Genomic DNA, 25,847 nt, shown 5'->3' on the forward strand with positions numbered 1-25,847 from the left:
GATCAGTGGCGGATGGCGATGGTCTTCAGGGTGGTGAAGCCGTAGAGTGCCTCGAAGCCCTTTTCGCGGCCGTAGCCCGATTGGCGCGACCCGCCGAAGGGCAGCTCCACGCCGCCGCCGGCGCCGTAGTTATTGACGAACACCTGGCCGGCGCGCAGCTGGCGCGCCAGGCGCAGCTGGCGGCCGCCGTCGCGCGTCCACACGCCGGCCACCAGGCCGTACAGCGTGCCGTTGGCGATTTCCAGGGCCTCTTCCTCGGTGTCGAACACCATGGCAGCCAGCACCGGACCGAACACTTCTTCCTGCGCCAGGCGGCTATTGGGCGGCACGTCGCGGAACAGCACGGGCGGCTGGTAGAAGCCGGATTCGGGCGTGCCGTCCTTGAGCTTGCCGCGCGCGGCGACCTTCAGGCCTTCGGCTTCGGCCTCGGCCAGGAAGCCGCGCACGCGATCATGCTGGCGAGCGCTGATCAGCGGGCCCACGTCCAGGTCCTGGGCGGCCGGGCCGGTGACGGTGGCCGAGAACGCCTCGCCCAGGCGCGTCAACACCTTTTCGTACACGCCACGCTGGATCAGCACGCGGCTGCCGGCCGAGCAGGTCTGGCCGGCGTTCTGGATGATGGCGGCCAGCAGCACCGGCATCGCGGCGTCCAGGTCGGCATCGTCGAACACGATCTGCGGCGACTTGCCGCCCAGTTCCAGCGTGACCGGCACGTGGTTGTCGGCGGCGGCGTGCGCCACCATCTTGCCCGTCTGCGGCGAACCGGTGAACGAAATGTGGTCGATGCCCGGATGCGCCGACAGCGCCGCGCCGGCTTCGTGGCCGTAGCCCGTGCAGATGTTCAGCGCGCCGGCCGGCAGGCCGGCTTCGGCCGCGATCTCGGCCACCTTGAGCAGCGACAGGCAGGCGTCTTCGGCCGGCTTGACGACGCAGGCATTGCCCGCCGCCAGGGCCGCGCCCACGCTGCGCCCGAAGATCTGCAGCGGATAGTTCCACGGCACGATGTGGCCGGTCACGCCATGCGCTTCGCGCACGGTCAGCACCGTGAAGCCGGGGGTGTAGGGAATAGTCTCGCCATGCAGCTTGTCCACCGCGCCGGCATAGAACTCGAAATAGCGGGCCACGGCGGCCGCGTCGGCGCGGGCCTGCTTGATCGGCTTGCCGGTGTCGGCGGATTCCAGCTGCGCCAGTTCTTCCTGGCGGTCCAGCAACGCAAAGGCGATGCGCATCAGCAGGCGGCTGCGGGCAGCCGGCGCCATCTGGCCCCACTCGCCCTCGAAGGCCTCGCGCGCGGCTACGACCGCGCGGTCCACGTCCGCCTCGCCCGAGCGCGCGATGGCCTCGAACGGCTTGCCATCGGACGGGTTCAGCACGGGAATGGTTTCACCGGTGGCGGCGGCCACCCATTGATTGGCGATAAAGTTCTTCTGAGTCACGGTGTGCGGAGTAAAGTGTGGGCCGTATGGCGGGGGTGTCGGTATCGGAACAAGGTACGAGAGCCCTCCTCGACTTGTCAATTCAATTGACACCTTTCGTCCCAAGCTTCAGGATAATTTGGGCCGACCTGGGGAAATCCCTAGTTGGATGGCGATCTTACAAAGCCCCTGCCACCGACCCGATTTGTCAGGACAAATAACAAAACCGACCGGCCCGACCGGAGGAACCTAGCAATGAGCAATGTGCGCGACCCGCAGCTGGACAAGCTGCTGATCGCGGCCAGCCGGCCGCGGCCCGAACTGGATGTGCTGGCGGAAGTCGCTTCCGGGTTGGGCTATGTGCGCGCCGAACGGTTCGCCGAGCGCGTCTACGAAAGCCTGTTCTATGCCATCGCCACCGGCAAGATCGGCCCGGGCGCCAAGCTGCCCACCGAACTGGAACTGGCTGCGCTGTTCGAAGTGTCGCGCCCCGTCGTGCGCCAGGCGCTGGACCGGCTGCGCGAAGACCAATTGGTCGAGTCGATACGCGGATCCGGCAGCTACGTGCGCGCCAAACCCGACCTGATGGGCGGCATGCCCGCGGTGGACCCGGCCCGGCGCGTGGGCCACATCCTGGAAGGGCTGGAACTGCGCCGCGTGATCGAACCCGAATGCGCCTATCTGGCCGCACTGCGCCGCACCGACGACGATCTGCACGAAATGGACCGCATGCTGACCGGCTACGAGGCGGCCGACGCAGCGGGCGCCATCGCCCATCACCACGACTACGGTTTTCATCGCGCCATCGCCGCGGCCACCGGCAACCAGCGCTTCGTGCAGGTGCTCAAGTCCCTGGAATACGACGTCAGCCATGCCGTCAACATGATGCGCCACCTGGTTCACAGCGAACCCTGGAAGCGCACCCGCGCCGCCATCGACGAACACCGCCAGATCTACCGCCTGATCCAGCAGCAGGACGCCGACGGCGCCCGCAACATCATGCTGGCCCATATCGAGAAAGCCCGCAGCCGCATGCTCAACAGCGGCTCGGAACACTGAACCGGCGCCACTGCGCCTTCGATGCTTGCCCGGCCACGCCGCCGGCCAGCGACCGTTTTCCTGAATCCGAACCGCGGCGCTGCACGCGCCATGAATCTCCCATGCAACGTCCCGTCTTGAACCTGAACCAGCAACTCGTCATCGTCACCGGCGCCAGCCGCGGCCTGGGCGCGGCCATCGCGCGCGCCTTCCTGCGCGAAGGCGCGCAGGTGGTCATCAACTACCTGAACAGCGAAGCCCAGGCCCGCGCGCTGGCCGCCACCGCGCCCGACCGCGCCCTGGCGCTGCAGGCCGATGTGCGCGATGCCGAGGCCGTGGCCGCGATGGTCGCCCGCGCCAGCCAGCATTTCGGCCGGCCCGTCAGCACCGTGGTCAACAACGCCCTGCCCGCCTTCCAGTTCAACGGCGACGCGCGGCCGCATGCCGACACGCTGAACTGGGCGCAGATGCAAGCGCAACTGGAAGGCAGCGTGCGCGCGGCCCTGAACACCACCCAGGCTGTGCTGCCGCTGATGCGCGCGGCCGGCGGCGGCAGGATCATCAACGTGGGCACCAACCTGGTCCAGAACCCGGTGGTGCCCTACCACGACTACACCGCCGCCAAGGCCGCGCTGCTGGCCTTCACCCGCACCCTGTCGCATGAACTGGGCGCCGACGGCATCACCGTCAACATGGTGTCCGGCGGTTTGCTGCGCACCACCGACGCGTCGGCCGCCACCCCCGAAGCCGTGTTCGACCTGATCGCCGAAGGCACGCCGCTGCGCGAAGTGACCACACCCGACCAGTTCGCGGACGCGGTACTGTTCTTTGCCAGCCCGTGGTCACGTGCGGTGACGGGACAGAACCTGATCGTGGATGGGGGCTTGGTGAAGGGATAGTCTTACCGCCGGCAGACCCACCACGCCACGCCCAGCATGCCGATGAACGTGCCGCCCATGGCCAGCGCGGCGCGTTCAGCGCGTTCAGAACCGTGCAGATACAGATAACAGGTCAACGCAACCAGAAAGACCATCAGCACCCCCAGTAGAAAGGGGCGCCATTGCGAGCGTGCGGCGCGGCATGCGCCTCGAAAATCAACACGACCAGGACTCATGGGATTCATCGGAAAAAAATTGGGGCCGGCCCCCATATTCTGCCAAAGTTCCATTTATCCGAACACACTTTTCCATTTTTCGATCTAGTTGACTGGGTCAGCGTCGCGCAGGCGTTGTGTCATGGCCACCCGCCCACGTCTGAAGACCGCCTGCCGAGAACGGCGTAAGCGCAAGCCGCGCAAGGCAGCCCTGCCGCCCACGCGCGGTATCATCTGGCCTGTCCCGGCGCATCGCCTGGCGCGCAGCGCGCACGTGGCCAGGCTTTCCTGACGCGGTCCCCGCAGCCCGCCCTCCCGCAACACCGAAGCGATCCACAAGAAACATGAAACTCGCCACCTGCAAGCTGCATGCAGGTGTCAGACCGTTTCCCAGCGAACACCCGCCTCCCCGCCAGCCCGCATAAACGCGGGCTGTTTTGTTTCTGGGCGTGCCATGTAGTACTTTGCTGGCGACAATTCAATGAGTAGCCAGATGAGTAGCCAGGGCCCCAGCTACTCAAAATGAGTGGGAGACCTGTGTGGCAAAGCGTGGATCGAACCTGCTGGACGATATCCAATTGCGGCGGTGGATCGCCGCCGGCGAGCGCATCGCGCGCAGCGACGGCGACGGCCTGACCTTCACCCTGTCAGCGGCCGGTACGGCCACCTGGGTGCTGCGCTATCGCCTTGGCGGCCCCCAGAAAGAAGTGACGATCGGGAACTATCCAGACGTCACCCTGGCCGAGGCCAGGAAGACCGCCCGGAAGCTGCGCGCCGCGATCGACCGCGGCGATGATCCAGCGGTGGAGAAGCGCCAGGAAAAGGCCCGCGTCACCAAGATCGCCACGGTGCGGCAACTGGTCGAGGACTTCAAAGGCAAGAAGCTGGGCGGCTTGGCGGTCGACACGGTGCGCTACCGCATCTGGGATCTGGACAAGATCATCCTGCCCAAGCTGGGATCGTTGCCCGTCGACCAGGTGCAGCCTGCCGACGTCGTGCATATGCTCGAGACGGCAAACCGCACCTGGACGATCTCCAAGCGCATCCTCACCAGCGCCAAGATGCTGTTCGCCCACGCCTGCGGCCTACGGCTGATCAACGTCAACCCAGTGGTCGGCATTGACCTGGTTGCGCTGCGCGGCCCCCGGCCGCCGGTCCGTCGGCGCGTCATGCTCACCGAGCCGGAACTGCGCACGCTGCTGGCCGGCCTCGAGGATATCGGCACCGAGAACGCGCTGGCCCTGCGGATTCTCCTGGCCACGTGCGTGCGATCGACCGAACTGGCCACGGCGCGGTGGGAGTATGTCGACCTCGAGGCTGGCCGCTGGATCGTGCCAGAGGAAAACGTCAAGGTCCGGCGCGCCTTCATGGTGCCGCTCACCCCTACCGTGGTCGGCTGGTTCCGTCAGTTGCAGGAATTGGCCGGGACTTCCGAATGGGTGCTGCCCGCACGCCAGGAACGGCGCCGACGCAACCAGGGCGGCGACACCCACGTGGGCAAGACCACCCTGTGGGCAGCCATCCAGCGCGCGTTCGCGCGCGGCGACATTGACATCCGGCGGTTTACCCCGCACGACACCCGCAGCACGGCCAAAGGCCACATGCGAAACCTCGGCGTCAGCAATGAGGTGTCAGAACTGGCGCTGAACCACAAGCTCAAGGGGATGGAGGGGATCTACGATGTTCGGGAGGACATCCCCGAGCGGCGCGTGGCGCTGGAACTGTGGGCGGCTTTCCTGGGCAGTTGCGCCTCGGGCGCAGAATGGAACGTGACACCGTTGCGCCAAGCCGGATGATGCAGTGCTTACCACAAAATTTAAACCCCACGTGAAATTATTTATCTATAGCATCGATATTGTTTTCTGCTGGCAAGAAAGATATACTGCCTGCCATCCTTAACACCCATAAAGGAATTGGCATGGCCATAAGCACTTGGGAAGATTTTTCGGATCGCCTCTTGCGTTATCAGCGCCTGATCCCCGGATACCATCTCGTTACTGCCAACGAAGACGGGCGCCAAAAGCGGAAGGATCGGTTCATCCAACGCCGCGGCATCCGGTTCGATGGAAGCATCGAGCGGCTACCGGATGACGCTACGGTTCTGGACCTGGCACATCTGGCCCGAAAGCTGGTGGCGAAAGGCCACATTGAAGTCACCGATCACGTCTTTCTCAAAGGTCCGGACGGGCCCGTCGAGATGCAGACGCCTTTGGCCGACTTGCGTTTGTCGATCGAAGAAGTCCATAGTGATCGCCGACTGAAACAGCGCGTCCGCGAGTTGACGCCCCAGGCCCTCGCAGCTCTCGGCGACCTGGAGTATCTTGAGGAATCGCCACACGATACTGTGCCTAAGGCCGTCATCATGGCGTTGATCGAGCGGTTCGATGTCAACACCGTCAAGCGCGCGCTTAAGGAACTTGGCTTGACGGAATAGCGGCCACGTGAACGCGCGTCGTGGGAGAACGTTGATGTGCAGCCACTACCAGACCCTGAAGGACGCCGAGCTGCTGCTGAAGAAGTTCGGCGCGCCCAACAAGCCGGCCGGTGGCAAGTACGACATGTGGCCGCGCTACCCGGGCGTTTTCATCCGCCGACCGGTCGAGCACGATGCCGGCGACGAGGCAGTTCCCGAGCGCGAGGCCGTCGTGGGCCGCTGGGGCCTGATCAGCCAAATCCGAAAGATGGTCTACCTGATAGACTCCTGCCGCCCATTTGCGCCCTTCGCGGGCAGCATCTGGACACTACGCCCCCAAGCCCCCTCACGGGTTGGGGGGGGGGTTCGTTTCTGACTCGACGTAAGCACAACCAGAAGCGATAGATCTGGTGTGGCCGGGTTACCCCTGCTATGGCGCCGACCTCGAGCCGTGGGCGCATTTGCAGGCGTACCCAAGCTGAGCTTGGGTCGCCCCTAGACGATTTTTACTGTACAAAAAAACAGCCCACCACTATGCTGCGCGGGTTGCCGCCGTCTGCGACGATGGACCGTAAAAACGGCACCCACAATCGGACGGATGTCGAGAGCCTGGGGACTGACAAAAAAAACAACACATCTCACATTGGAAATTTTTTTGATGTAAAATCCGGTTTCACGCAACCCGTACAGAGATGTGATTTATGCCGATGTCCGCTCCCGAATCCATTGAGTCCCTGTTAACTAGAGATCTGCCGCGGGAACTAGTTCTCGCCGTACAGGCATCTTTCGATGCCGGAGCTCAACTGGCGCACGACGTTTCCAAGAACGCCAGAAATGGCCACAAGGCTCACGTTGTGGGAATGATGCGGCACTTTCAAATCGGCGAAGCGTTCTATGATGCGCTGGAGGCGACCGGCGGCCAGCCGACCCCCTTACGGGGCAACGCCCTCGTGGTGGGAAAGGCGGGAATGTTCAGCGTCGCGCGCATGAGCATAAAGGATGGCCCATGGTACAACGCGCGGCGCAGCGTGCAGCGGAGAGCTCTAGCTGAGGTAAATCGGACGATCTCACACCTAGTGCAACCAGATTTGTTCGGGGAACACCAAGAAGCACCCACAAAGGCTACGGTTTTCTTCGTAGCGATTTTTGCGAAAAGCTTGGCGGAGTCACCCGAGCGTCCAGTAGATATTCAAATTGCGGTCCCAGATCCAGAGATGCGCACCTGGCTATACACAAAGTCTGTGGCGGAGTTTCTCCAGTGCTATAGCAAACCCGTCGAACAAGTCGACAAGGCTCAGCCAGCGCTCAAAGCAAATCGGACGCGCAAGCAAAGCAACGAAGGTGGTACATCATCATGAAACGAGGCATAAATGGCTTTCAGCCAGAACGTCTCCAGCAGGTCCTGTCGGCTCGACGGCTATCCCAAACTCAGCTTGCCACTATGGTTGGAATGGCACCGTCTACGGTCAGCAAGTGGAAAGCAGGTACTCAAGCACCAGATGCCACAGCCTTAGACCGGCTCGCGTCTGTCGTGAATGTGGCGCCGGAATGGTTTACTCGGCCGATTTCGGCTGAAATTACCGCTCCCCTCTACAGAAGCAACGCGTCTGCCCATGCTGCGGCTCGAGCCATGCTGGCCGCGCGCACTGAATGGGCGCAGGACATCGCGTTGGCGCTCGAGGAATTCATGGATTTCCCCGCGGTGAACATTCCTGCACGAGCTTTTTTGTCGAGCGACGATATTTCACAGCAAGATATTGAAGCTGCAGCGCAAGAATGCCGAGACGCTTGGGGTCTCGGCTCTGGGCCGATTCCCGACGTTTCACTAGCTCTTGAAAACGCAGGTGTGATACTGGTGAGGGAAGAAACCGGTACGGTAAAAATAGAAGGGCTCTCGACTTGGGCTCATCCTCTAAATCGCCCTATCATCCTTCTCGTCGCAGACAAGGGGAATGCTTTCCGTGGCCGATTCGACGCTGCGCACGAACTCGGGCACCTCATGCTCCATAAATCGATTCCAGCGACGAGGGCAGCTGCTGGGCACGCCGAGATGGAACAACAAGCCCATGCTTTTGCTGGCGCATTTTTGCTTCCTGCTGAGACCTTTGCTGGCGAAGTTAGACTTCCTGTGACGCTAGACAGTCTATTGCTATTGAAGCAACGGTGGGGAGCATCCGTCGGGGCTATGATCATGCGCCTGCGAGCGCTCGACATCATCAATGATTTCGGCAAGACCGCGCTTTTTAAGCAACGATCCGCCCGCTGGGGTGCCAAATCTGAGCCTGGTGATCCGTCTAGGCAGCCGGAGACGCCCCGGATGCTTCGTCGGGCGGTGGAGTTAGTGCTTGATGCCGGAATTATGGCAATCGATGGCGTAGCACGCCACTTTGGGCTTTCCGAGCGAGATATAGAATCGTTGACTGGCTTGCCAGCACTGTTTCTTGACGGGAAAGGGGACGTTGTTGAACTACCAAAGCTCAAAGACATTTCTAATCGGGTGCCCTCCCCCCTTGACAGTAGTATCGAAGGAAGGGGCCAGATACTTCCCTTTTCACCTGTGCGGCGCCCGCTAAGATCGGCGTAGCCTATTGCTCTCCCTTCGGGGTTCTCTGTTTCTTAGTGCTCACATCAAAATGGCTTCCCTCTTGGGTAGCCATTTTCCGTCTTGGCTACTCCGCCGCCACCACCCCGCGCCATCACTTCACCGTAGTCAGCACGTCATATGAGCGTTCGCACGTCAGTCCCGCGAGGCGGGCACGGTCTGCAACGCCCGCAAGCGCCTCAGCTCGATCGACAGCGCGGCCGAGCATGTAGGCGAGCAGATCGACGGCAGTTGTTCCTGACGGGCTTCCGTCGGCAAGGCGGGGGTGTTCGGCAGCTGCGGCGCGAGCCAACGCGTTTGTGCGGGTGCGCAGCCGGTCGCGCTCATCGCGAGCGCCAGCAGCGTCAGCAGCCGCAGCAGAGGCTTGTTTCTGGGCATCATCACGGGCTTTCTCCACGGCGGCCATACGCCGCCATTCTTCATTTCTGACCGCCTCGACGGCGGCAACAGTGGCCTGGGCCTGGGCATCTCGTTCCTGCGCGTGGGCGGCGCGCACCTCCGCCACCTGCGCCGTGTAGCGCCAGGCCTGCGCCGTCCAGGCGCCACTGCCCGCGGCAAGCGCCCCGACCAACGCCGCTGCGGCGTAACCCCGCCACCCCAACAACAGGCCGGCCACCTTTTCGCCGGCGGTCATCATGCTGCCGCCGTCCAACCGCGCGGCAACTGAAAGAGGGAACCAAACCCCGTTGCTATACTGAACCGATGATCAAGTGCAAAGCGTGTCATGAGACCAAATCTCCTGAATCGTTTGAGGAATTCCGCAATAAGCTACCAAGCGGAACGGTGACTGTTGGGCGCAGAAGAACCTGCCGCGCTTGCCTAGCGAAAAATCGAGTACGTACGCAAGTCATGCAAACGTGCCCGTCCTGCGGGACGCTGCGATTGGTGCGAGCCGACACGGCCAAGAGAACACAAGGACGATGCCAATCTTGTGCGGCGCAAACCCGGACATTGCTCAATTCCGCTCTTTCTGCTCACCCCGCCTACACGCGCTGGAAGACGATGATGTCTCGCTGTCAAAGCGACGATGAACAAAAAAAGCCGTACTACAAGGAACGAGGCATCACGGTTTGCGAGGAATGGCACACCCCCCGCGCGTTCATTGCGTGGGCGGAATCCAGTGGCTTTTCGCCGATACTTACGCTCGACCGTATCGACAACGATCTGGGATACAGCCCCGAAAACTGCCGATGGATAACGAGGACAGGCCAAGCCCGAAATACGCGCGCAAACGTGGCCGTCCTAGTTGACGGCCACTTCCGCCTAGAGTCATTGGCCGAAGCTGCTGACATGCTGGGAACAAGTCAGGACCGCATCTACAAGGCATTGAAATATGGCTGGAAATGTATGGGGCACACAATTGAGCGGATCAACGAAGCCCTTTGATCTCGTAGTGCGGGCCATCCGGAAATGTCTTGTGAAGAATGGAGCGAGTGATCGTTTTCGGAAGCTCTGACAAGAGCGTCCATGAACCGCCCCAACGGATAGAGACACCGACTTGGAGCGACGCCGATCTCATGGCATCTGCCACAGCAATGAACGCCTCCCAATTGGCCCAGGGTATCGTGCCGCCCACCAACGGCGCCAGGTCGACGGCGTGACCAAAGCCATCCTGCTGCTTGAGATGCAGGCTGTTCTGCGTCTGGCTGGCGCCTTGGGCGACCAGCTCGCGCTGGCGCTCCGCCGTGCGCACCCCTTCCACGACAGTGAAATCCACCGCCGTTCGCTGAATCGCCAGTTTGACGATTTCGACAAGTCGGGGGTGCACCCCGTCCAGGCGCTGCAGACTGCGCGCCGATAGGTTGAATCCGGGCATGGTTGCTCCTCAATGAAAAAGCGCGCCCGAGGGCGCGCGGCGGGTGAATCGGAAAGGTAGGTGTCAGGGGCGTGCGCTGCGGGCGTGCAGGTCGGCCAGCGCGGCCAGGCGGTTGCGGGCGCGGTACAGCAGGTCCAGCTGCGTGCGCTTCTCGTCGGCCGGGATGCTGGCCCGTTCGAGCGCCTTGATCTTCTGGTTGACGTCACGCAACTGAGTGTCGGCGGCCTTGAACAAAGCGCGCACGCGCATGTGGTCGTCGCCGGCCAGCTCGCGTGCGCGCTCCAAATCGCCCAGCTCGCGGGCCTGGGAGAACGCCGCGTAGACCTGATTGATTTCGCGCTGCTCGTCGTAGAACCGCTGGATGTACTTGCTCGAGCGCGGGTCGGACTCCTTGACGAAGTCGCCCACGACGAACCAGTTATCCAAGCGGTTCAGGTCGCGGCGCGGGTTTTCCGGTAGGCCGGACAGCGGCCGCGCCAGGTGGTCGGACACGTTCAGCGCCTGCGTGCCCAGCCAGCCGAAGTAGCCGCGCACCAAGTGCTCCAAACGCTGCGGTGACAGGCCCAAGGCCTTGCCTACCGCCACCGCCCCGGCCGACGTCGACGCAGTAAAGCGATCGCCGGCCGGCAGGCGCTGCTGACCGACGCTGTAGATGTCGCGTTCGCGGAAAGAGTCGTAGTTGAACGCGGCTTCCATGGCCGGCTTGACCAGCTGCGGAACCGGATTCATCGACAGCTGCTCGCTCAGAATGGCGCCCACCGTCCGGCCGAAGTCGCGCAGGCGGAAATCCTCGCCGCCGAAAGCCAGCTCGGTACCGCGCTCGACGACACTGCCCAGGGCGCCGATTTCGAACGGCTTGGGGATGTAGACGAAATGATCGGTACCCGGCAGTTTCGTGATCCAGAACGAATTGCGCGCCCAGTCGGGCAGCTGCTTGTAGTCGTCGTCGTCCTTCATGCCCAGGTACAGCAGCGCCGACGCCATCGCCACGGCGCCCGTTACCGCGGCGAACCGGGCAGGATCCGCGGCCGCGCCGCGGCCCAGCTTGTACATGCCCTGCAGGCGGGCGTTGAAGAACGGCACCACCTGCGACAGCATCCGCACTGCGGAGAACGTGCCGCCGCCGGTGAAGTCCATCAGGTCGCGGGCGGCGTAGCTGGCCTCCAGGTGGCTGCGGCCGGCCTTGCGTGCCTGCTGGTAGATCGCCGCGCGGTTGATCGTCTCGGACCGATCGCCGGTTTCCTGGTACCAGTCGAAGGCCTTGCGCAGTGCCCGGCCCATGCCAGCCGGCGACGTGATGACGTCATCGGGATGGGCGCCCAGCTCGTCGACCAGGCGTTTCACGTTGCGGGCGTTGCCGTCGTTGAAGGATCCGAAGCGCACCGCCCCGCCCCCAGCCATGAGCCGGCGCCAAGTGTCGCTCTCGGCACCCGTCGCCTTCCACCCTTCCACCAGGTTGCGCAGCGGGTTGGTGGACAGGTTGCTGTCGATCGCCATCGCCTGGATCGTGTCGCGCAGCAGGTTGCGGACGCGGAAGGTCGGGCTGATGGTCACCCCCACGGTCAGCGCGTGCTTGAACTTGCGCGCCGCCTTGGTGAACGGGTCATTGGAGCCGACATAGTGCAGGGCCGTCAGAGCGTTCAGCACCAGGGGATCGGATACCTGGTAGTTCCGCTCCTGGCCAGCGAACATCGCGCGCACGCTGCCGCGCTCGGCCTGGCGCACGCGCGTGGCGACACCCAGCTTTTCCGCCGCCTGCAGCGCGCCCTGCGCGGCCAGATTCTTCATGCTGGCGGACAGCAGATGCGACCAGTTCGACACCGTGTTGGCGACCAGGTCGCCCAGCTTGTCCGTGCCGCCCTTGAGGCGCTTGTATGCGTGCTGGCCCACCAGGCCGCCGATCTGGCCGGGCCCCATGGTGCCGGTGGCGTCATCCTCCATCACCCGGTAGAACGGCACATAGAACTCGCTCTCCCACAGCTTGCGCGAGCTGGGGTCTACCAGGCCGGCCTCCTGCGCCACGTCCAGGACGGAGCGCTGCAGCTCGTTGAACTGGGCCAGGGCTTCGCGGTAGACGGAGGCTCGGTCGCGGCCGTCGGCCATCTTGCCCTGAGCCAGGCGCTTGCCGGCCTCGATATCGTCGGGCGTGAAAAGCCGTTCGCGCGACGCGGGCTCGGCCTTGGCGCCGGGCCACTTCCCCGCCTCGGCGCGCGCCGCGGCCTCGCTGGAGAAGCGCTCGGTCACGCCATTGTCGAACCGCACCTGCCATTCGGCGGCCAGGCGCTCGGCCCGGTTGGCGGCGATCCAGGCCATGAAATGGTCGTGCTCGCCATTCAGGTCGGCCAGGATCTCGGCCAGCCCCTTGCCGCCGGCGGTGTCCAGCGCGCCATCCTGCAGCTTGACCGCGCCATGGCGCACCAGATACTCGGCGGCACCGTCGGCGCCCTTGGACAGCCGCGCCTGCATGTAGGCAGTGGCGCTGATCCCTTTGAGCGGCGCGAACTGATCGAAAACCCCCTGCACCAGCTTTGCCTGCCAACGATCGGATGCCTTGGCCAGGCGCGCCTTGATGGGTTCCTGTTCCGCCCAGGCACCGATTTTCCCCAGGAACTTGTTGCGCTGACCCCGCTCGATGTCCGACAGCGTCTCGCCCGGTCGTTCGACCTTGGCGCCGCGCTTGGGCTCGCGGGCCGCGCTCGGCTGCGCCGGCGGCGCGCCGGCGGTCGCCGCAGCTGCGCGGGATTCCACAGGGCCAGAAGAACGAAGCCCCGCGGCGGGCGGGGCTTCTTCCTGGCGACGGCGGGACTCCATGGCCCCGGGGTCGAACACCCAGCCGGCACGCCCCTCGCTGTTGACGATCGCCGCGATATCTTCTACCGTAAAGGCTCGCCCTGACGGCGTCCGGTCTGCGCCCGCTTTGGAAGCGGGAATGCTTACGGCGGACGTGTTGTCGGGGCGCTTTGCTTCCACCACGTCGGACAGGTCGTGGTCGTAGAACAGATGGCCGTTGGCGCTTTCTTTCACGACCAGGCGCGCCAGGTAGTCCTGGCCTGCGATTTCGACCGGCGCATAGAGCGTATGCACCTGGCTGGTGAACGGGTCGCGCTGCTTATTGCGGTTGACCTCGGAGTGGCCCAGGATGCCCTGCTCGATCAGGCTAGGAAGCGCCGCCATGGACTGGATCTTGCTGATGCGGGCGCTGCGCGACAGTGACTCCTTGATGCCGCGCTGGCTGACCTGCACCTTCCAACCGGTCGCCCGGTTCACAAAATCCTTCCCCTTCAAATTGTCCGCCGCCCAGACCCGCGCCGCGTCGCGCAGCTCCTTGGCGTCCTGATTGGTCGGGCCCAGCTCCTGCCCTGTCAGCACGGTCACGCCGGCCCCGCCGGCGTTGCTCCCACGGCTTGCCGCCATCGAAGCCGCCGCCTCCTGCATGCCGGCGCTCACGCGCGCCGCCGGCGCACGCTGCAGGAACCGGCCGGCGTCGACGACCATCTTGCGGATGTCGGCGTTGTTCAGCTGCAGATTCAGGCCCAGCCGCCGCAGCGCGGCGCGGATCATGCCGTAGAGACGTTCCAGGAACACCCGGCGCTTGCCCTGCTCCGCCATGCGCGCCAGGACTTCCCGCGCGCGATTGGCGGCAGAGTAGTCCGGATAGCGTGCCGTCACAGCCTCGAAGGTGGCGTAGTGCGCATGGTCCGGGCCCGCATCGCGCGGGATGTGTGCACCATCCGGCGCGCGAGCCAGGCGGCGCACGTCGGCCAGCACATCACGGAAGCGGTCGCCTAGCAGCGCCTCGACCCCGGAGTGGCCGACCACCTCATGCGCCAGCACCTGCTGCAGGCGTTCCGCCGTGGGCAGGTTTTCCGCGACCAGGTAGATTCGGCCGCCGTCACCAGCCGGATAGTACGCGCCCTCCGCCAGCGCCGACGGCTTCGCCCCCTCGGGGATCTGATCGACGCGCTCCACCACCGACACGCGCAGCGCGGCTGCGCCCGGCAGCTTGCCCATGAACTCGGCGGCCTGGCGCCGCGCCTCGACAGGGTCGACACCCTGCCCGCCGTCGCCCCGACTCTCGAGGCCAATCCGCCCGCCGTCACCGGGCACCTGCTCCACCGTCTGGAAAAAGCGATCGAACGCTGCCCGAATCTGCGGGATCTCGCCTGCGGTCGGGTACGGGTAGGCCAGCTCGTCGCCGAATGCCTTTTCCGGCACCACGTTGGCCAGGTAGTCGTTGGCGGCGCCCTGGTCGGCCAGCTTGGCAATGACGTAGCTCTCGAATGCCCGCGCGGACAGTTCCCGGCCGGTGGACCAGTAGTCTTTCGCCTTGCGCTCGTCCAGCTTGCGCGATCGCTCCCGCATGCCGATCAGGCCGATCGTCTGCTTGAGCGCGCCGAATGCCTCGGCCATCGCCGGTCGGATCCCGGAAGTTGCGTTCCCAGACTCCGAGGCGTAGCCGGCCGACGTGCCGCCGCGGCGGGAGAAATAATTGTCCAGGCCGTGCCACCATTCATGCGCCAGCGAACCGGCGCCGCGCTTCTTCGTCAGGTTGATGACCACCTGGCCTGGCTCGTAGTGGGCCATGGGTGCATCCTTACCGCCGGCGCCGCGCGCGCCGAAAGCCAGACCCAGCTCGCCGTTCAGCGACAGCGCCCGCGCCGGCACGCCGATGACGCCAGCCAGATCCATCAGGGCGTCGTAGGCTTCGTTCAGATCCGCCTGGCGGCGACCGCCCTCGACATAGTTGCCGAACTGCACCCCTCGAAAGCCGAAGGCATCGCTGAACTGCGTCGGCGTCACGTCACCACCATCACGGTGATCCACACCAACCCGGGGCGCGTTCGTCTCGCGCCGATGCGCCGGAACGTCTTTCAGCTCGTCCAGCCGCTGGGTCAGCCGCTCCTTGTTGTCGGCCAGATAGGCGCGAGCGGCCTTGGCGTCGTCGAAATGCTGCAAGTCGATGTAGGTCCGGCCCACCTTCTTGCCGATATAGAAGCCGGGCATGCGCGGACGCGAGTAGATATCGAAGCGCACCTCGCGCGCCGGCGCGGGCTCACCGGCCAGCTCATCCGTCGCGCGCTTGAAATCGGCGATCGCCGCCGCGGCGCTGTCGCCCTTGGCAATGATCTCCGGCCAGTTGCCCATGCCGGTGGACGCCTTGCGCTCGACCGTCCAGATCCGGCGCGGCGAGTCGAACCTCTCGCCGGCGAAAACGCCATAGTCGGCCGACCGCAGGGAAACCCCGCGCAGGGAGCGGTCATGGCCCACGGCTTCGTACAGCTGGGCCCGCCCGTAGACGTCGCGCAGATCCTGTGACTTGTCCAGGATGGCGCGCACGTCGGCGCCTTTGATCCCGCCCCCCAGCAGCTCGCCGGAGAATTCTCGCAGCCGTTGCACCTGGTCGGCCCAGCCCTTGAGCTTCCACCCCTTGCGCGGCTTGCTGGGCACTTCGTCGCGGCTGGCGTGCACCAGCGCCACCAGGATCGGCTCGGCGCCGTCCTCCAGGAGCTTGGCGTAATTCGGCTCCGGCCAGGTCTCGGCCAGTGCATGATCGCGGATCGGCAGCGCCTCGGCCTGGCGCATGCGCTCGGCGTACTGCTCGGCGTAGTGCTTGCGGGCGCCCTGCAACGTCTCGCCGAAATCTTCGATGCGGCCACCGGGACGGGAGGTCGGCACATCACCCGCGGCGGGCGCGCCCTGGTCCTGCGCAGCAATGGCGGGCCCCTCGGCCGCCGGTGCCAGTTCCTGCTGGCCCCGCGCTGCGGCCTGGTCGGCGGCCCGGTCGCTGCCGGTCAGGGCGAATTCGTCGCGCGCGGCATCGGCCGCGGCGCGCCGGTCGGCCTCGCGGGCCTCGATAGCGGTTTGTTGCTGATGGGCGGCCTGCTCGTTGGCCGCCGCCCGCAGCCCGTCAGGCGTTGGGCTTTCGAGGGTCAGTCCTTGCGGGCCGCCTTGGCGATCACCTCCTGCGCCTGCTCCATCGCCTCCCGCTCCTGGCTGTTGCGCAGGGCGTTGAGGACTGCCATCGTCCCGTCGACCAAGCGCTGCTGCTTGGGACTTAACCGCGGCTTCGAAGACGCCGGGGTCTCCGTCGGCTTGGATTGAGGCTCGCTCGATGATGGCTTCTTGGGTAGGGACATCGGTAATTCCTTGCTCGCTTAGGAAGACCGCGGCATCGAATTGCGCCGCCAGTTCCTGCATGGTCGTGTCGGCCGGCATGGCGTCGATCACGCCAAAAAGATCCTCGGCCAGCTTGTTTTTATCCTTGGCATCGCTGAACCGCTCGGCCTGCTGTTCAGCATACGCGCGGCGGGCGGCCTCGTCCATCTGCTCGAGCGAATAGACGGCCTCACCTTCCATCGCCTCGCGCACGCGATCCATCGCGGTGCCCGCCAAGTCGACGGTATCGCCATCCATCGGCAGGTAGCCCGATTGCTGCATCGCCTCGACCAGGCGATCGGCGTCCATTCCACCCTGCCGGAACAGGCCCGGCACCCGGCGATTCGCCAAGTGCGCCCGATCGCCGTAGATATCGGCGGCCAACTCGGGACGGATACCACCGGCCTGGCGCACCATCTGCAGGAAATCGCGCCGCGCGCCACGGGCGAAGTCGGCCGCAGACGGCGCCGGCGCCTCGCGCAGGGGCTCGCCGGTGCGCGGGCGTGCCACAAAGCCACCCTCCGCCGGTTCGACGTCAGCATTTCCGTGCAGCGTGGCGGCGCGCTGGGCCGCGCCACGGGTCAGGAAGGGCCGGCCACCCTTGGCGGTAATGTCGGGCTCGGCCACCAGCGTACCCAGACCGGAATCGGCGGCCGGCCGCGTCGTATCGCCTTCGTCGATCCAGCGCTTGAAGGTGGGCACGTCCATCTGGGTGACCTTGCCCATGCCACGCCAGTCCGGCGTGTAGCTGTCGCGGTAGGCGCGCTCGGCGTCCTCGCGGGTGTCGTAGCCCAGCATCACCTTGGACTCGTCGAACCGACCACCAGCAGGATCAACCTGGTCGATGACGAACACAGGCCCCGAGAAATCGGGCGTGGTGCCGGGCCGGACGAACACATCGACCTGGTCCCCATCAGCGCCTTTCGTGCGGCGGATGTATCCGTAGTGTCCGGCCATCTTGTTGGCCCAGGCGCTACCGTCGGGGGACGTGCCGCGGCGCTCCGATCCCTCGGGGTTCTCGATCGAGATATCGAGCCCTGCGATGCGCGTGTGCCCGACCTTGTAATTGCCGGCCTCTTTCTGGGCGTCGGTCGGCTCCGGCCTGTCGTTCGCGGGGGACGTGGCGGCCTCGTGAGCGGCGGCATCGGTTGCGGCACCAGGATGCCGCTCGCCGGCGGCGACCACGTCCGGCGTCATGCCCATAGCGGCCTGGCGCGCCAGCTCGGCGTCACGCTGGCCGGCGGTGGCCGCCACGCCCTCGCCATCGACCTGGTACACCGGCGCCGGCAGCGACCGTCGCACCGGCGCGCCAGAAAGCGCGGCGCCCACGGCGTCCTCGAGCTGCGCCTCGTTGTAGGGCTGCATGGCGTTCTCGTGGCGGATGATCGCCTCGGTCAGCCCGACCAGCGTCTTCGGATCGCTCAGATCCAGTTGCTGGTTGGGTTCCACACCCAGCGACCGCGCCACCTGGCGTACATAGGCACCGGTGTCGTTCTCAGAAGGCGGCGCCCACCGATGCAGGATGCCCTGCACGGTGTCCAGCCCATGCTGGCGCTGGTAGGTCAGCAAGTTCATCCCGATTGCCCGGATGCCATCCTCGGGCGTGGCGAAGGTGGCAAAGCGGGGATCATTCCCCTCGATTTCGCCGGCGAACCCGACGCCCTTCTGGATGTTGCCCGGGTTGTTGTTGCGGATACCGCGCGGCGCATTGGCCGGCATGCGCCACGACTGACGGGCGACGAAGCCCTCGCCAGCCGCGTACCCATCCGGCGCCGGCAATGCCTCGCGTTGGCTGGGGCCGTCCAAGACGGGCAAGGCTTCCGGCCCCTCGAGCACCGCCGGCCCGCCCATCGTCTGCCGCAGCGAGTTGCCCGCCATGGGCTCCGCGTACAGTTCGCCCAGCCGCACGAAACGCCCGCGGCCGTCGGCCGTTCGGATCCGTGCCAGTTGCTCGCCACCGGGGCGCGCGGTCGCGGCGTTGCTCTCCACGCCCAGGAACTCGACGGGCAGCTCGCGGCCATTCTGCCGCAGGTAGACCTGCTGGCGCGGTGCAAAGCTTGCGGCCTGGCCGTCTGCATTCACCGTGTCCACGGCGGCCGGCGCGCCCTCAGTGCCGCCGGTGCCCTCTGCTGCCGCCGGCGCGGCGCCAGCGGCCTGCTGGTCGACCGCTGCCCCAGGCCGCACGATGAACCCGTTTTCGTAGCGCAGCACCTGCGCGCCGGTCCCCAGTTCCTCGGCACGCTGGCGCGCGGCGCTGGCCGTCACGAAGGGTTTGCCGCTGGCGTGCATCACGTCGCCCGCCTCAAGACTCGGCGCCGTCGCCATGCTGCGATGACGCACGCCTTCGGTCGCGCCGTGCACCGCGCCCGGCCCCATGCCGGCAACGAAGCCCAATGCCGCGTTGCCGAACGACCCCGCGAGCGGATCGAGCTGCATACCCGCGCCGGCGTTGATCCCCTTCTGGGTGGCATACCCCTCACCCACTTCCTGGATGGCCTCCTCGGTGCCCGCTAAGGCCGCCTTGCCCAACGTCTGCGCCACAACGCCCCGGTCCCCCAGCACGCGGCCGGCCGGCGACAGGATCCGGCCGGTAGCCGCGCCGCCAACAGCGGACACAGGCAGCGTGCGCACGAAGGCGGCATTTTCTGCGTCGGCGCGCACCCGCGCCCGTGCCTCCTGCGGCGCGACACCCTGCGCAATGAGATCCCGATACGCGGACGACGCCGCGGCCAGTTGCTGATCGTCCAGCCCGTCGATGGTTTCGCGCGCCTGCTCGATCGCGTTGCCGCCGCCCATGGCCCCGCCGGCAGCAGCGCCCGCGGCCATGCGCGCACCGATCCCAGCAGGGCCGGCGGCCATCGACGCGAGCACCGGCAGCACACTCGAGCCGCCGGCGTTCAGCGCCTGCAGCGCCAGTCCCGACGCCGACGGGTCGCGCCCCAGCGTCCAGGTGTCCGGCTTGTCCAGATCGCCAGCCGGCTGCGAATCCGCCTCACGCCGCTTCGCCTCGGCCGTCCGAGAATCCAGCACGCGCTCACCCAGCCGGTGGGTAGCATCGGCTGCGCCCTCGAGGGGGTTCGTGGGGCCTTCCAGGCCGGCATCGAAGGCCTGATTCACCGCCGTCACGCCGACACGGCCCAGGCCTTCGGCGATTTTCCCTACTCCGCGCACGGCGCTGCCGGCGCCCTTGATCGCACCGCCCGCGAGCGTCTTGGGGAAGTCGACGAACTCGATGCCGCCGCCCTCCTGCTGCGGCCGCGTGTAGTCGGCGACGCGGAAAGTGAACGGCAAGGGCTTGCTGGCAGCACCCGCCGGCGCACCAGCGTCCGAAAACTGGACATCCAGGTCGGCGCGGACCTGATCGCGGCGCGCCGCCACGTTGTCTTTGAACTCGATCCCGTCAGCGGGATTTTCAAAGTTTTCCATCTGTTCCCTTTATTCAGCGGTGGTGCGGCCCATTGCGGCGCGCGTAATTTCGGATCCTTCGGTAGCCCGGGCCCAGCGCTCGGCAGCTGCGCGCTCGGCCACGCGGGCCAGCTCGACATCGCGCTCCGCCTGCTGCAACTGGGCGGCATGCTTGGCGCGCGCATCCTGGCCAGCCTTCAAGCCGGGAGGCTTCGTGCGCAGCTGACGGACAAGCGCCTCGGCCTGGCGCAGGTCGGCGCGGGCCGCATCGAGTTGAGCGCCCTCGGCGCTATCGGGCGGCGCCGTCGCGGCAGTGGACGGCGCGGCCGACGCGCGCGCAGGCGTCGCCGGCGTCGGGCTGCCATCCGGTCCCTGCACAGGCCGGGTCGGGGTCGCGGGTGCTGATGGCGCAGCTTGGCCGCCGCCGGGCGCGGGGCTCTCTTGCAGCCGCGCGCGGATCTTGTCCTGCACGTCCTTGGGCACGACCGACACGGGCAGGCGAACCAGTCGCCCCTCGTGTTCAACACCAAAGCCGAACTGGCGATCGCCCAGCTGAATGGGCATGATCTCGGCGGTGCCGGCCTGCACCTGCTGGGCCAGGGCAGCCAGGTTCCCCGCGGTCAGAACCTCGCCGGCGGGTGTGCCAGCGTTCAACCGGTTGATGTTCTCGCCGGTGGCGATGATTCCGCCAACGCGTTTTCGCTCGTCATCGCCCAGCCCCTCCATGCTGTCGACCTTGAACAGGCGCATAACGTGGTTGGCGAAATCTTTGTCGGACGTGGTCATCTTGGGTTTGCCAGCCTCAGTGCCCTGGGCGCTGACGCGCAACCCGCCCTGACCATCGGGGGTATACAGGGTCTGGTCCTTGCCCAGGATACGCGGCCTGCTCGCCTCCTCATTCCTGCGCAGGTCACTGGCCAGGACCTGCTCGCGACGCTTCTGCTCAGCTTCGAAAAGCAGCTTGGCCTGCTGGGCCACCATAGCCTGCTGCGCCTTCGGATCGCTGATGCTGCGCACGAACGTCTGCAGCATGCTTTCGCTGATGGGCTGCTGCACCGGCTTGCCCGTCGCCGTATCCACCCCCACGAAGTCATACAACGGCGCGCCGCCGCCCTGCTCCGCACGTCGGTTGATCGCCTTCACCTCGATGCCACCAGGCATGAAACGGTTCACGAAGGGCACAAACGAATTGGCATCTCCCGTTAGCTGGTACCGGCCCTGCGCCGCGGCGAAGGCCTGCTCGCGATGCTGGCCAACATACTTCTCCCTGTCCGCCAGCAGCTCCATCGCTCGGCCCGGTTCTCCCAGCTCCAGCGCTTTTCGATATGCGCGCGTCAGTCCATCGGCTACCTGCCCGAAATCGCCGGCGCCGAGATAATCAACGGAAGGCGGGCTTTTTTTTTCCCCTCCAGCCCGAATCGACGTACCCAGCCCGGCGAAGGCCGGCGCTGACGGCGGCGTCTGCCCCGGGGCCGAAACATCGGACAACCCGAGAGACTGGGAGGGCATCGCGATAGGCATCGGAGTCGCCCCCGTCGCCGCTGACTGCAGGCCGATGCCTTCACCAGTCGGCATGCTGCCGTCCACCGCTTGAGTAGCCCGTGCCGCATCTAGGCCAGACGCAGGCGACGGTACATCAGTAGTACCCGCCATCGCTGCCGCGATCTCCCGATCGGCCTTCTTACGACGGTCCACCTCATCTCGAGCACGTTCGCGGTCCTTCGAAACGTCATAGGCTTGGGCGATCGCCATCCCGTTACGCAGCCCGTCGGCCAGGCCGCCCGCAAAGCTTCCGTTCATTGCCATCAGATCCTCTCCAGTCCAACCAGCCCTGCCGACAGGTCGCCGGCCAACACCGGCGGCAATTCGCCGGCCGCATCATCGTCTTTCCCTTGCCCCCCGGCCCTATCCACGGCGTCTGCCAAACCCGCGGAAGGCCGCGCCCGCTCCAACCGCTTGACCTTCTTCGCCAAGGCTCGAATCGCCGCATGGTGCAGGCCGCTGACGCTAATCATGTCGAGACCTATCCCACCAGGAGCGACCTTGTCCCCGAATTGCGCCTGCATGTCCTCGGCGTAGGGACCGGCATGCTCGCCGCCGTCCGCCACGCCGTCTCGGTACTTCCAGCTCTCCACCGGCACATTCGACATGCCCGCCAGCGCCTCGTCGTCGTCCAGCGGCCGACCGTCCTCCTTGAGTTCTTTCGACGAGAAGGCCATGGCGCCGGCCATAAGCCCAGTCCCGAGGAGCGATCCGAGGCCGGCTTGGCCGGCCGAGTTTGCGTTTTGCTGCATCTGCATCTGGTTGAGGCCCAACTGCCCCATCGAGTTGTGTGCACCGCTCGCCATGCCCAGCAGGCCTTGACCCGTACCTGCGGCGTTGCCTTGGGCCGACTGCGCCCCCATGACGCCGGTAGCCGAGTTCCCCGCCTGCAGCGCCGCCTGCGACGCCGCAATACCAGTGCCGGTCTGGTTCCGGCCGAACTTCGCCGCGTTCTCGCGCAGGCTCATGCCCAGCAGCTTGGTGTCGTTGCGCTCCTTGTTGATGGCGCCCGCCGTCGCCAGGGCCCGGGTGTTGGCCTGGTCGGTCATCGCGTCGCCGCCCAGACTGCTGGTGGGCGACACCCCCATCCGCGCCATCTCGCGCGAGGTCTGCGCCTGCGTGTTGTCGAACTGCCGGCCGACCGTTGCCGCGGCCAGGCCTTCGCGCCGCGCGACCTCCTCCGGGCTGTCGTAGTTCATGGCCTCCTCGGCCATCTTGTTCTCGATCGGCTGGAACACGCTCTTGTACTGTTCCCATTGATCGTCACCGCGCTGCGCGTTCTTCGTCGCCTCGCCCAGGGCGTTGTTCATCAGCCCCTGGTAGATCGGTGCGAACTGCTCGGTCAGCTGGCGGTTCCACTCGAAATTTCGCTCGGCGAGATCCTGGGCGCGCATGCCGATCTGGGCATTGGCTTCCTGGGCCCGGCCGACTGCCGGATCCTGCTTCACTTCCGTGGACATGCAGCCCATTTCAGTCACCTCGTGCGGCCTTCTCGGCCTCCAGGTTGGTCAAGTACTCGCCGTAGGGTTCAGCCAGCTGGCGCAGCTCCACCCCCACCGTCCGCGCCCAGTCCATGCCGCCCACCAGCAGCGCGCTGTGGGTTACCAGGTCGACATAGGAAGCGCGCAGGACGTAGGCGGTGCGCTTCTCCGCCACGCCGCCGGCGCGCTCCAGGTCGGTGGCGATGTTCCAGTTGGTCGCGGCGTTCGCCAGCACTGCGTTCAGGCTGGCGAAATTCGCCTGGTAAAACGCATTGCGCGGCAGCAGCACCAGCGCCTGGAACATGGCGCGGTGGATCTCGGCGTCGCCGATGACCTTGTCCCGGTCGATCAGGTCGTCCCAGAAATGCGCCACGTCGAAGGCAGTGCGCAGGAAGTCGACGGCGCTGGCGTTGTTCCGCATCCAGCGCATGGCCGTGGCTTGGTCAAAAAAAGGCGCGCTCATCGGCGCGCCTTCGAAGTCCGGGGAGCCGCGGCAGTCCGCCGCGGTCGCGCCGCCGGCGGCCTGGCGGGCGCGGCGTCACGGGCATAACGCGGGTCGATGTCGCCGGCGCTGGCGGGCCCGGCCGCGGCGGCGGCCGGCGGCACCATGGCAGCCGCTGCCGACAGGCCGGCCGCGCGCGCCTCCTCCACCGAGCGCTGCGCCACCTGCAGCACGGTCATGACCAGGCCCATGGCCAGCTCCGCGGTGAGGCGGTTTCCCACATTGGAGAAGATCGCGTTTTCGATTTCCTTTTGCATGTCGTCCTTGCCAGCTTTTAGTTAGAGAATCCCTGCCACGTCGATGATCGAAACCGGCACATTGGGTGCGTATGAAATGAAGGTGTTGGTGCGGGTTGGGCTCCAGCCGATGAAGCGAGTGCCGTATTGCGGAAAGCCGGCCCAGAAACCGTTCGGTGTGGCCTGCAGGGCTTCGGCCATGAGATAGGTCTCCCAGCCACCTATGCCTGTCAGCGAGTTGTATCCCTGCCGAACAAATGCCTGGTTGTAGGCATACTTACCCGATACCAGGCCATTGAAGTTCCAGCCGTCCTGAAACGCCGTGCGGTAAGCCGTGTAGTAGTCCGGGATGTTCACGCTGCCGATGACGTTCAGCGGGCGCTGTGCGGCGGTGAAAATCTGCACGCCCGTCTCGCTGAAAGCATCCAGGTAGCTTCCCTCCACTGGCCGGTCGAACACGTAATACTCGGCGGGCCGATTGAACGCGAACTCCAACACCCCGCCCGAGAAGTTCGCCCACGCCAAGTAGCACGGCTCACCGACAGGCCGGAAGTACAGCACCGGGTTGATAGCCGCCACTGCAGCCGAATTGCTCGCTACGCCCGCGTGGCGCAGGAACATGTTGATGGATGAGCTGTCGACGATCACCTCGCTGGCGCCAGACAGCAACTGGAAGCCAGAGGGCATTACCGCGTCCCGTAGATGATGGTGGCTGTGGCTCGATCGCCCGGCATGCCATCCAAGAATTGCCACCTGATGGTGATGCCATCGAGCCACACGAACGGCGCATTCAAGCTGGCGGGGTTCCCCTGCGGCAGCGTCGCAAGCCAAGGCATACCCCCCTCCCCAAGCCGTCCATCGGTATGCGAACCGTTCGACGTGCCGGTGCCCACTTGCCCGAACTGGCGTGCGATCTTACTCAGGTAGGAAGTCAGCACCGCTCCATTCGGCCCGTAGGTCTCGATGCCGGCCGGCATTACCAGATCCCCAGGCGCACGCGCAGCACGTTGGCGGCGTCGAACACCAGCAGCAGGTTGTCGCGGATCTCCAACCGCGCCCCGCTCACTGCGGTGCGCAGCAGGCCAATGGTGGCGGTGATGGCCGACAGCGACCCGACGCTGAGCTTGTCGGCCGTGATCGAGCCGCCGGCGATCCGGGCAGCGTTCAGCACGCCGGCCGTGATCTTGTCGGCGCTCAGGTTGGCGATCTTCGCGTTGGTGATCGCCGCGTCCTCAATGTTCGCCGTCTTGACGTAGGCGGTCGTGATGACGGCCAGGCGCGCGGACAGCGACGCGACCGTCAGCCGGTCCGCGTTCAGACTGTTCACCGCAATGCGATCGCCGCTCATCTCCCCGAACGTGACCTTCGCCGCCGACAGGTTGGCGATCTTGGCGTCCGTGATCGAAGCGTTGCCCAGCTTCGCATTGGAGATCGAGCCGTTGGCGACGTACAAGTCACGCATGTAGATGCCGGCCGGCACCGGCACGCCGTTGATCTCCGTCGGCTCAGGGATCTCGTACAGCAGCGCCTTGGGGTCGCCGGCGGCGGACAACACGTCGATCAGGTAGGCCGGATCCAGGGAGACAGCGCCGGTCGTGCCGCCGATGCCATTGAACGGCCCGACCTTCCCGCCCACAGAGACGAAGCGCACCCAGTAGAAATAGGTCGTGGCGGTGGCGCCGCCCACGGGATCAGCATAGACCCAACCCGTGGTTTGGCCGACGCTCAGCGCCTGCGCCTGGTTGTCGGTCGTACCACGGAAGATTTCCGCGTAGCCGAAGTACGCGAAGTTGGGTTTGTCCCACTCCAGCACCACCGTGCCCAGGCCCGGCGTCGCGTTGAAGCCGGTAGGCGCGGGCGGGATGCCGTCGATGACGGGCGGCGTGCTGGGTTGGAAGGTGCCTCCGGGGTTTTTAATCAAGATCGGCTTGCCGTCGGCGCCGCGCATCGTGACGATGCCGCTTTCGACCAGGTCGCCCCAGGTCACGGCGCGGTCGACCGTCTGCCCGCCCTGCCCGAAGCGAGTCGCCAGGGTCAGCCGCATCTGCTCGAGCGCCCGCGTTGCGGCGGGGTTATCCGGCAGCCGGGCGGGTTCGATCACCGGCAGGTCCGCGTAGCGCAGGCCGGAACGTGCTGAAGTCGCCATCG

20 protein-coding genes and 1 pseudogene are annotated in these 25,847 nt (G+C 65.9%); 9 read left to right on the forward strand and 12 right to left on the reverse strand.

What is annotated here, in order from left to right:
- Positions 1–2: 2 nt before the first annotated feature.
- The gene (locus U858_RS0120245) at positions 3–1,436 is read right to left on the reverse strand and encodes an aldehyde dehydrogenase family protein (protein ID WP_025138984.1); all 1,434 of its coding nucleotides are present in this window, start codon (positions 1,434–1,436) and stop codon (positions 3–5) included.
- A gap of 234 nt (positions 1,437–1,670) precedes the next feature.
- Here U858_RS0120245 and U858_RS0120250 point away from each other — a divergent pair, with 234 nt between their 5' ends.
- Entirely contained in the window at positions 1,671–2,474 is an 804-nt protein-coding gene (locus tag U858_RS0120250) for a FadR/GntR family transcriptional regulator (RefSeq protein WP_025138985.1), read from the forward strand.
- A gap of 101 nt (positions 2,475–2,575) precedes the next feature.
- Complete coding sequence (locus U858_RS0120255; protein WP_025138986.1) at positions 2,576–3,352, forward strand: 3-oxoacyl-ACP reductase; 777 nt, start codon at positions 2,576–2,578, stop codon at positions 3,350–3,352.
- A 2-nt stretch (positions 3,353–3,354) separates the two neighbouring features.
- On the opposite strand, the gene U858_RS36390 is transcribed toward U858_RS0120255, so the two are convergent.
- Positions 3,355–3,486, reverse strand: coding sequence for a hypothetical protein (locus U858_RS36390; RefSeq protein ID WP_255358798.1), 132 nt, complete (start codon positions 3,484–3,486; stop codon positions 3,355–3,357).
- A 599-nt stretch (positions 3,487–4,085) separates the two neighbouring features.
- On the opposite strand from U858_RS36390, the gene U858_RS0120265 reads away from it, so the two are divergent.
- The 6 genes and pseudogenes from U858_RS0120265 (at position 4,086) to U858_RS34940 (ending at position 8,543) form a co-directional block, all read left to right on the forward strand.
- Positions 4,086–5,342 (forward strand): site-specific integrase, encoded by a 1,257-nt coding sequence (locus tag U858_RS0120265; protein WP_025138987.1) that lies wholly within the window; start codon positions 4,086–4,088, stop codon positions 5,340–5,342.
- A gap of 122 nt (positions 5,343–5,464) precedes the next feature.
- Complete coding sequence (locus U858_RS0120270) at positions 5,465–5,980, forward strand: hypothetical protein (RefSeq protein WP_025138988.1); 516 nt, start codon at positions 5,465–5,467, stop codon at positions 5,978–5,980.
- Positions 5,981–6,014: 34 nt separating this feature from the next.
- On the forward strand, positions 6,015–6,335 hold the full coding sequence (locus U858_RS36205; RefSeq protein ID WP_025138989.1) for a hypothetical protein: 321 nt from the start codon (positions 6,015–6,017) through the stop codon (positions 6,333–6,335).
- Positions 6,336–6,666: 331 nt separating this feature from the next.
- Entirely contained in the window at positions 6,667–7,317 is a 651-nt protein-coding gene (locus U858_RS0120280) for a hypothetical protein (protein ID WP_042885270.1), read from the forward strand.
- Positions 7,314–7,502, forward strand: a pseudogene (locus U858_RS36395) (helix-turn-helix domain-containing protein); the annotation flags it as partial. The gene U858_RS0120280 and the pseudogene U858_RS36395, both read left to right, overlap by 4 nt.
- Positions 7,503–7,589: 87 nt before the next feature.
- Positions 7,590–8,543, forward strand: a complete 954-nt coding sequence (locus tag U858_RS34940) for an ImmA/IrrE family metallo-endopeptidase (protein WP_232786571.1) — start codon at positions 7,590–7,592, stop codon at positions 8,541–8,543.
- 112 nt (positions 8,544–8,655) lie between these two features.
- Here the strand turns inward: U858_RS34940 and U858_RS0120290 are convergent, their stop codons facing one another.
- The gene (locus tag U858_RS0120290) at positions 8,656–9,198 is read right to left on the reverse strand and encodes a DUF2514 family protein (protein ID WP_232786568.1); all 543 of its coding nucleotides are present in this window, start codon (positions 9,196–9,198) and stop codon (positions 8,656–8,658) included.
- 314 nt (positions 9,199–9,512) lie between these two features.
- Between U858_RS0120290 and U858_RS35690 the strand changes: the two genes are divergently transcribed.
- A complete protein-coding gene (locus U858_RS35690) occupies positions 9,513–9,947 on the forward strand; it encodes a hypothetical protein (protein WP_157838828.1) in 435 nt (144 codons plus the stop codon).
- Here the strand turns inward: U858_RS35690 and U858_RS0120300 are convergent.
- From U858_RS0120300 to U858_RS0120340, 9 genes are all read right to left on the reverse strand, one after another.
- Positions 9,931–10,377: a M15 family metallopeptidase gene (locus U858_RS0120300; RefSeq protein ID WP_025138992.1), complete on the reverse strand. Its 447-nt coding sequence runs from the start codon at positions 10,375–10,377 to the stop codon at positions 9,931–9,933. The two genes, U858_RS35690 and U858_RS0120300, sit on opposite strands and share 17 nt — an antisense overlap.
- Positions 10,378–10,440: 63 nt before the next feature.
- Positions 10,441–19,959 (reverse strand): LPD5 domain-containing protein, encoded by a 9,519-nt coding sequence (locus tag U858_RS0120305; RefSeq protein ID WP_025138993.1) that lies wholly within the window; start codon positions 19,957–19,959, stop codon positions 10,441–10,443.
- 9 nt (positions 19,960–19,968) lie between these two features.
- Entirely contained in the window at positions 19,969–21,744 is a 1,776-nt protein-coding gene (locus U858_RS0120310) for a hypothetical protein (protein ID WP_025138994.1), read from the reverse strand.
- Positions 21,744–22,940 carry a tail fiber domain-containing protein gene (locus tag U858_RS34320; protein ID WP_025138995.1) on the reverse strand — a complete coding sequence of 399 codons (1,197 nt, stop codon included), beginning with the start codon at positions 22,938–22,940 and terminating at the stop codon, positions 21,744–21,746. Before U858_RS34320 ends, U858_RS0120310 begins: the two co-directional genes overlap by 1 nt.
- A 10-nt stretch (positions 22,941–22,950) precedes the next feature.
- On the reverse strand, positions 22,951–23,424 hold the full coding sequence (locus U858_RS0120320; protein WP_025138996.1) for a hypothetical protein: 474 nt from the start codon (positions 23,422–23,424) through the stop codon (positions 22,951–22,953).
- Entirely contained in the window at positions 23,421–23,720 is a 300-nt protein-coding gene (locus U858_RS0120325; protein WP_025138997.1) for a hypothetical protein, read from the reverse strand. Before U858_RS0120325 ends, U858_RS0120320 begins: the two co-directional genes overlap by 4 nt.
- A 21-nt stretch (positions 23,721–23,741) precedes the next feature.
- Positions 23,742–24,386: a hypothetical protein gene (locus U858_RS0120330; RefSeq protein WP_025138998.1), complete on the reverse strand. Its 645-nt coding sequence runs from the start codon at positions 24,384–24,386 to the stop codon at positions 23,742–23,744.
- Positions 24,386–24,676, reverse strand: a complete 291-nt coding sequence (locus tag U858_RS0120335; RefSeq protein ID WP_025138999.1) for a hypothetical protein — start codon at positions 24,674–24,676, stop codon at positions 24,386–24,388. Before U858_RS0120335 ends, U858_RS0120330 begins: the two co-directional genes overlap by 1 nt.
- Positions 24,676–25,845: a hypothetical protein gene (locus U858_RS0120340; RefSeq protein ID WP_025139000.1), complete on the reverse strand. Its 1,170-nt coding sequence runs from the start codon at positions 25,843–25,845 to the stop codon at positions 24,676–24,678. The genes U858_RS0120335 and U858_RS0120340 overlap by 1 nt, the downstream gene beginning before the upstream one ends.
- Between the last annotated feature and the right edge of the window lie 2 nt (positions 25,846–25,847).

It is taken from the genome of Achromobacter sp. DH1f (assembly GCF_000633435.1).
Taxonomy (GTDB): domain Bacteria; phylum Pseudomonadota; class Gammaproteobacteria; order Burkholderiales; family Burkholderiaceae_B; genus Achromobacter; species Achromobacter deleyi.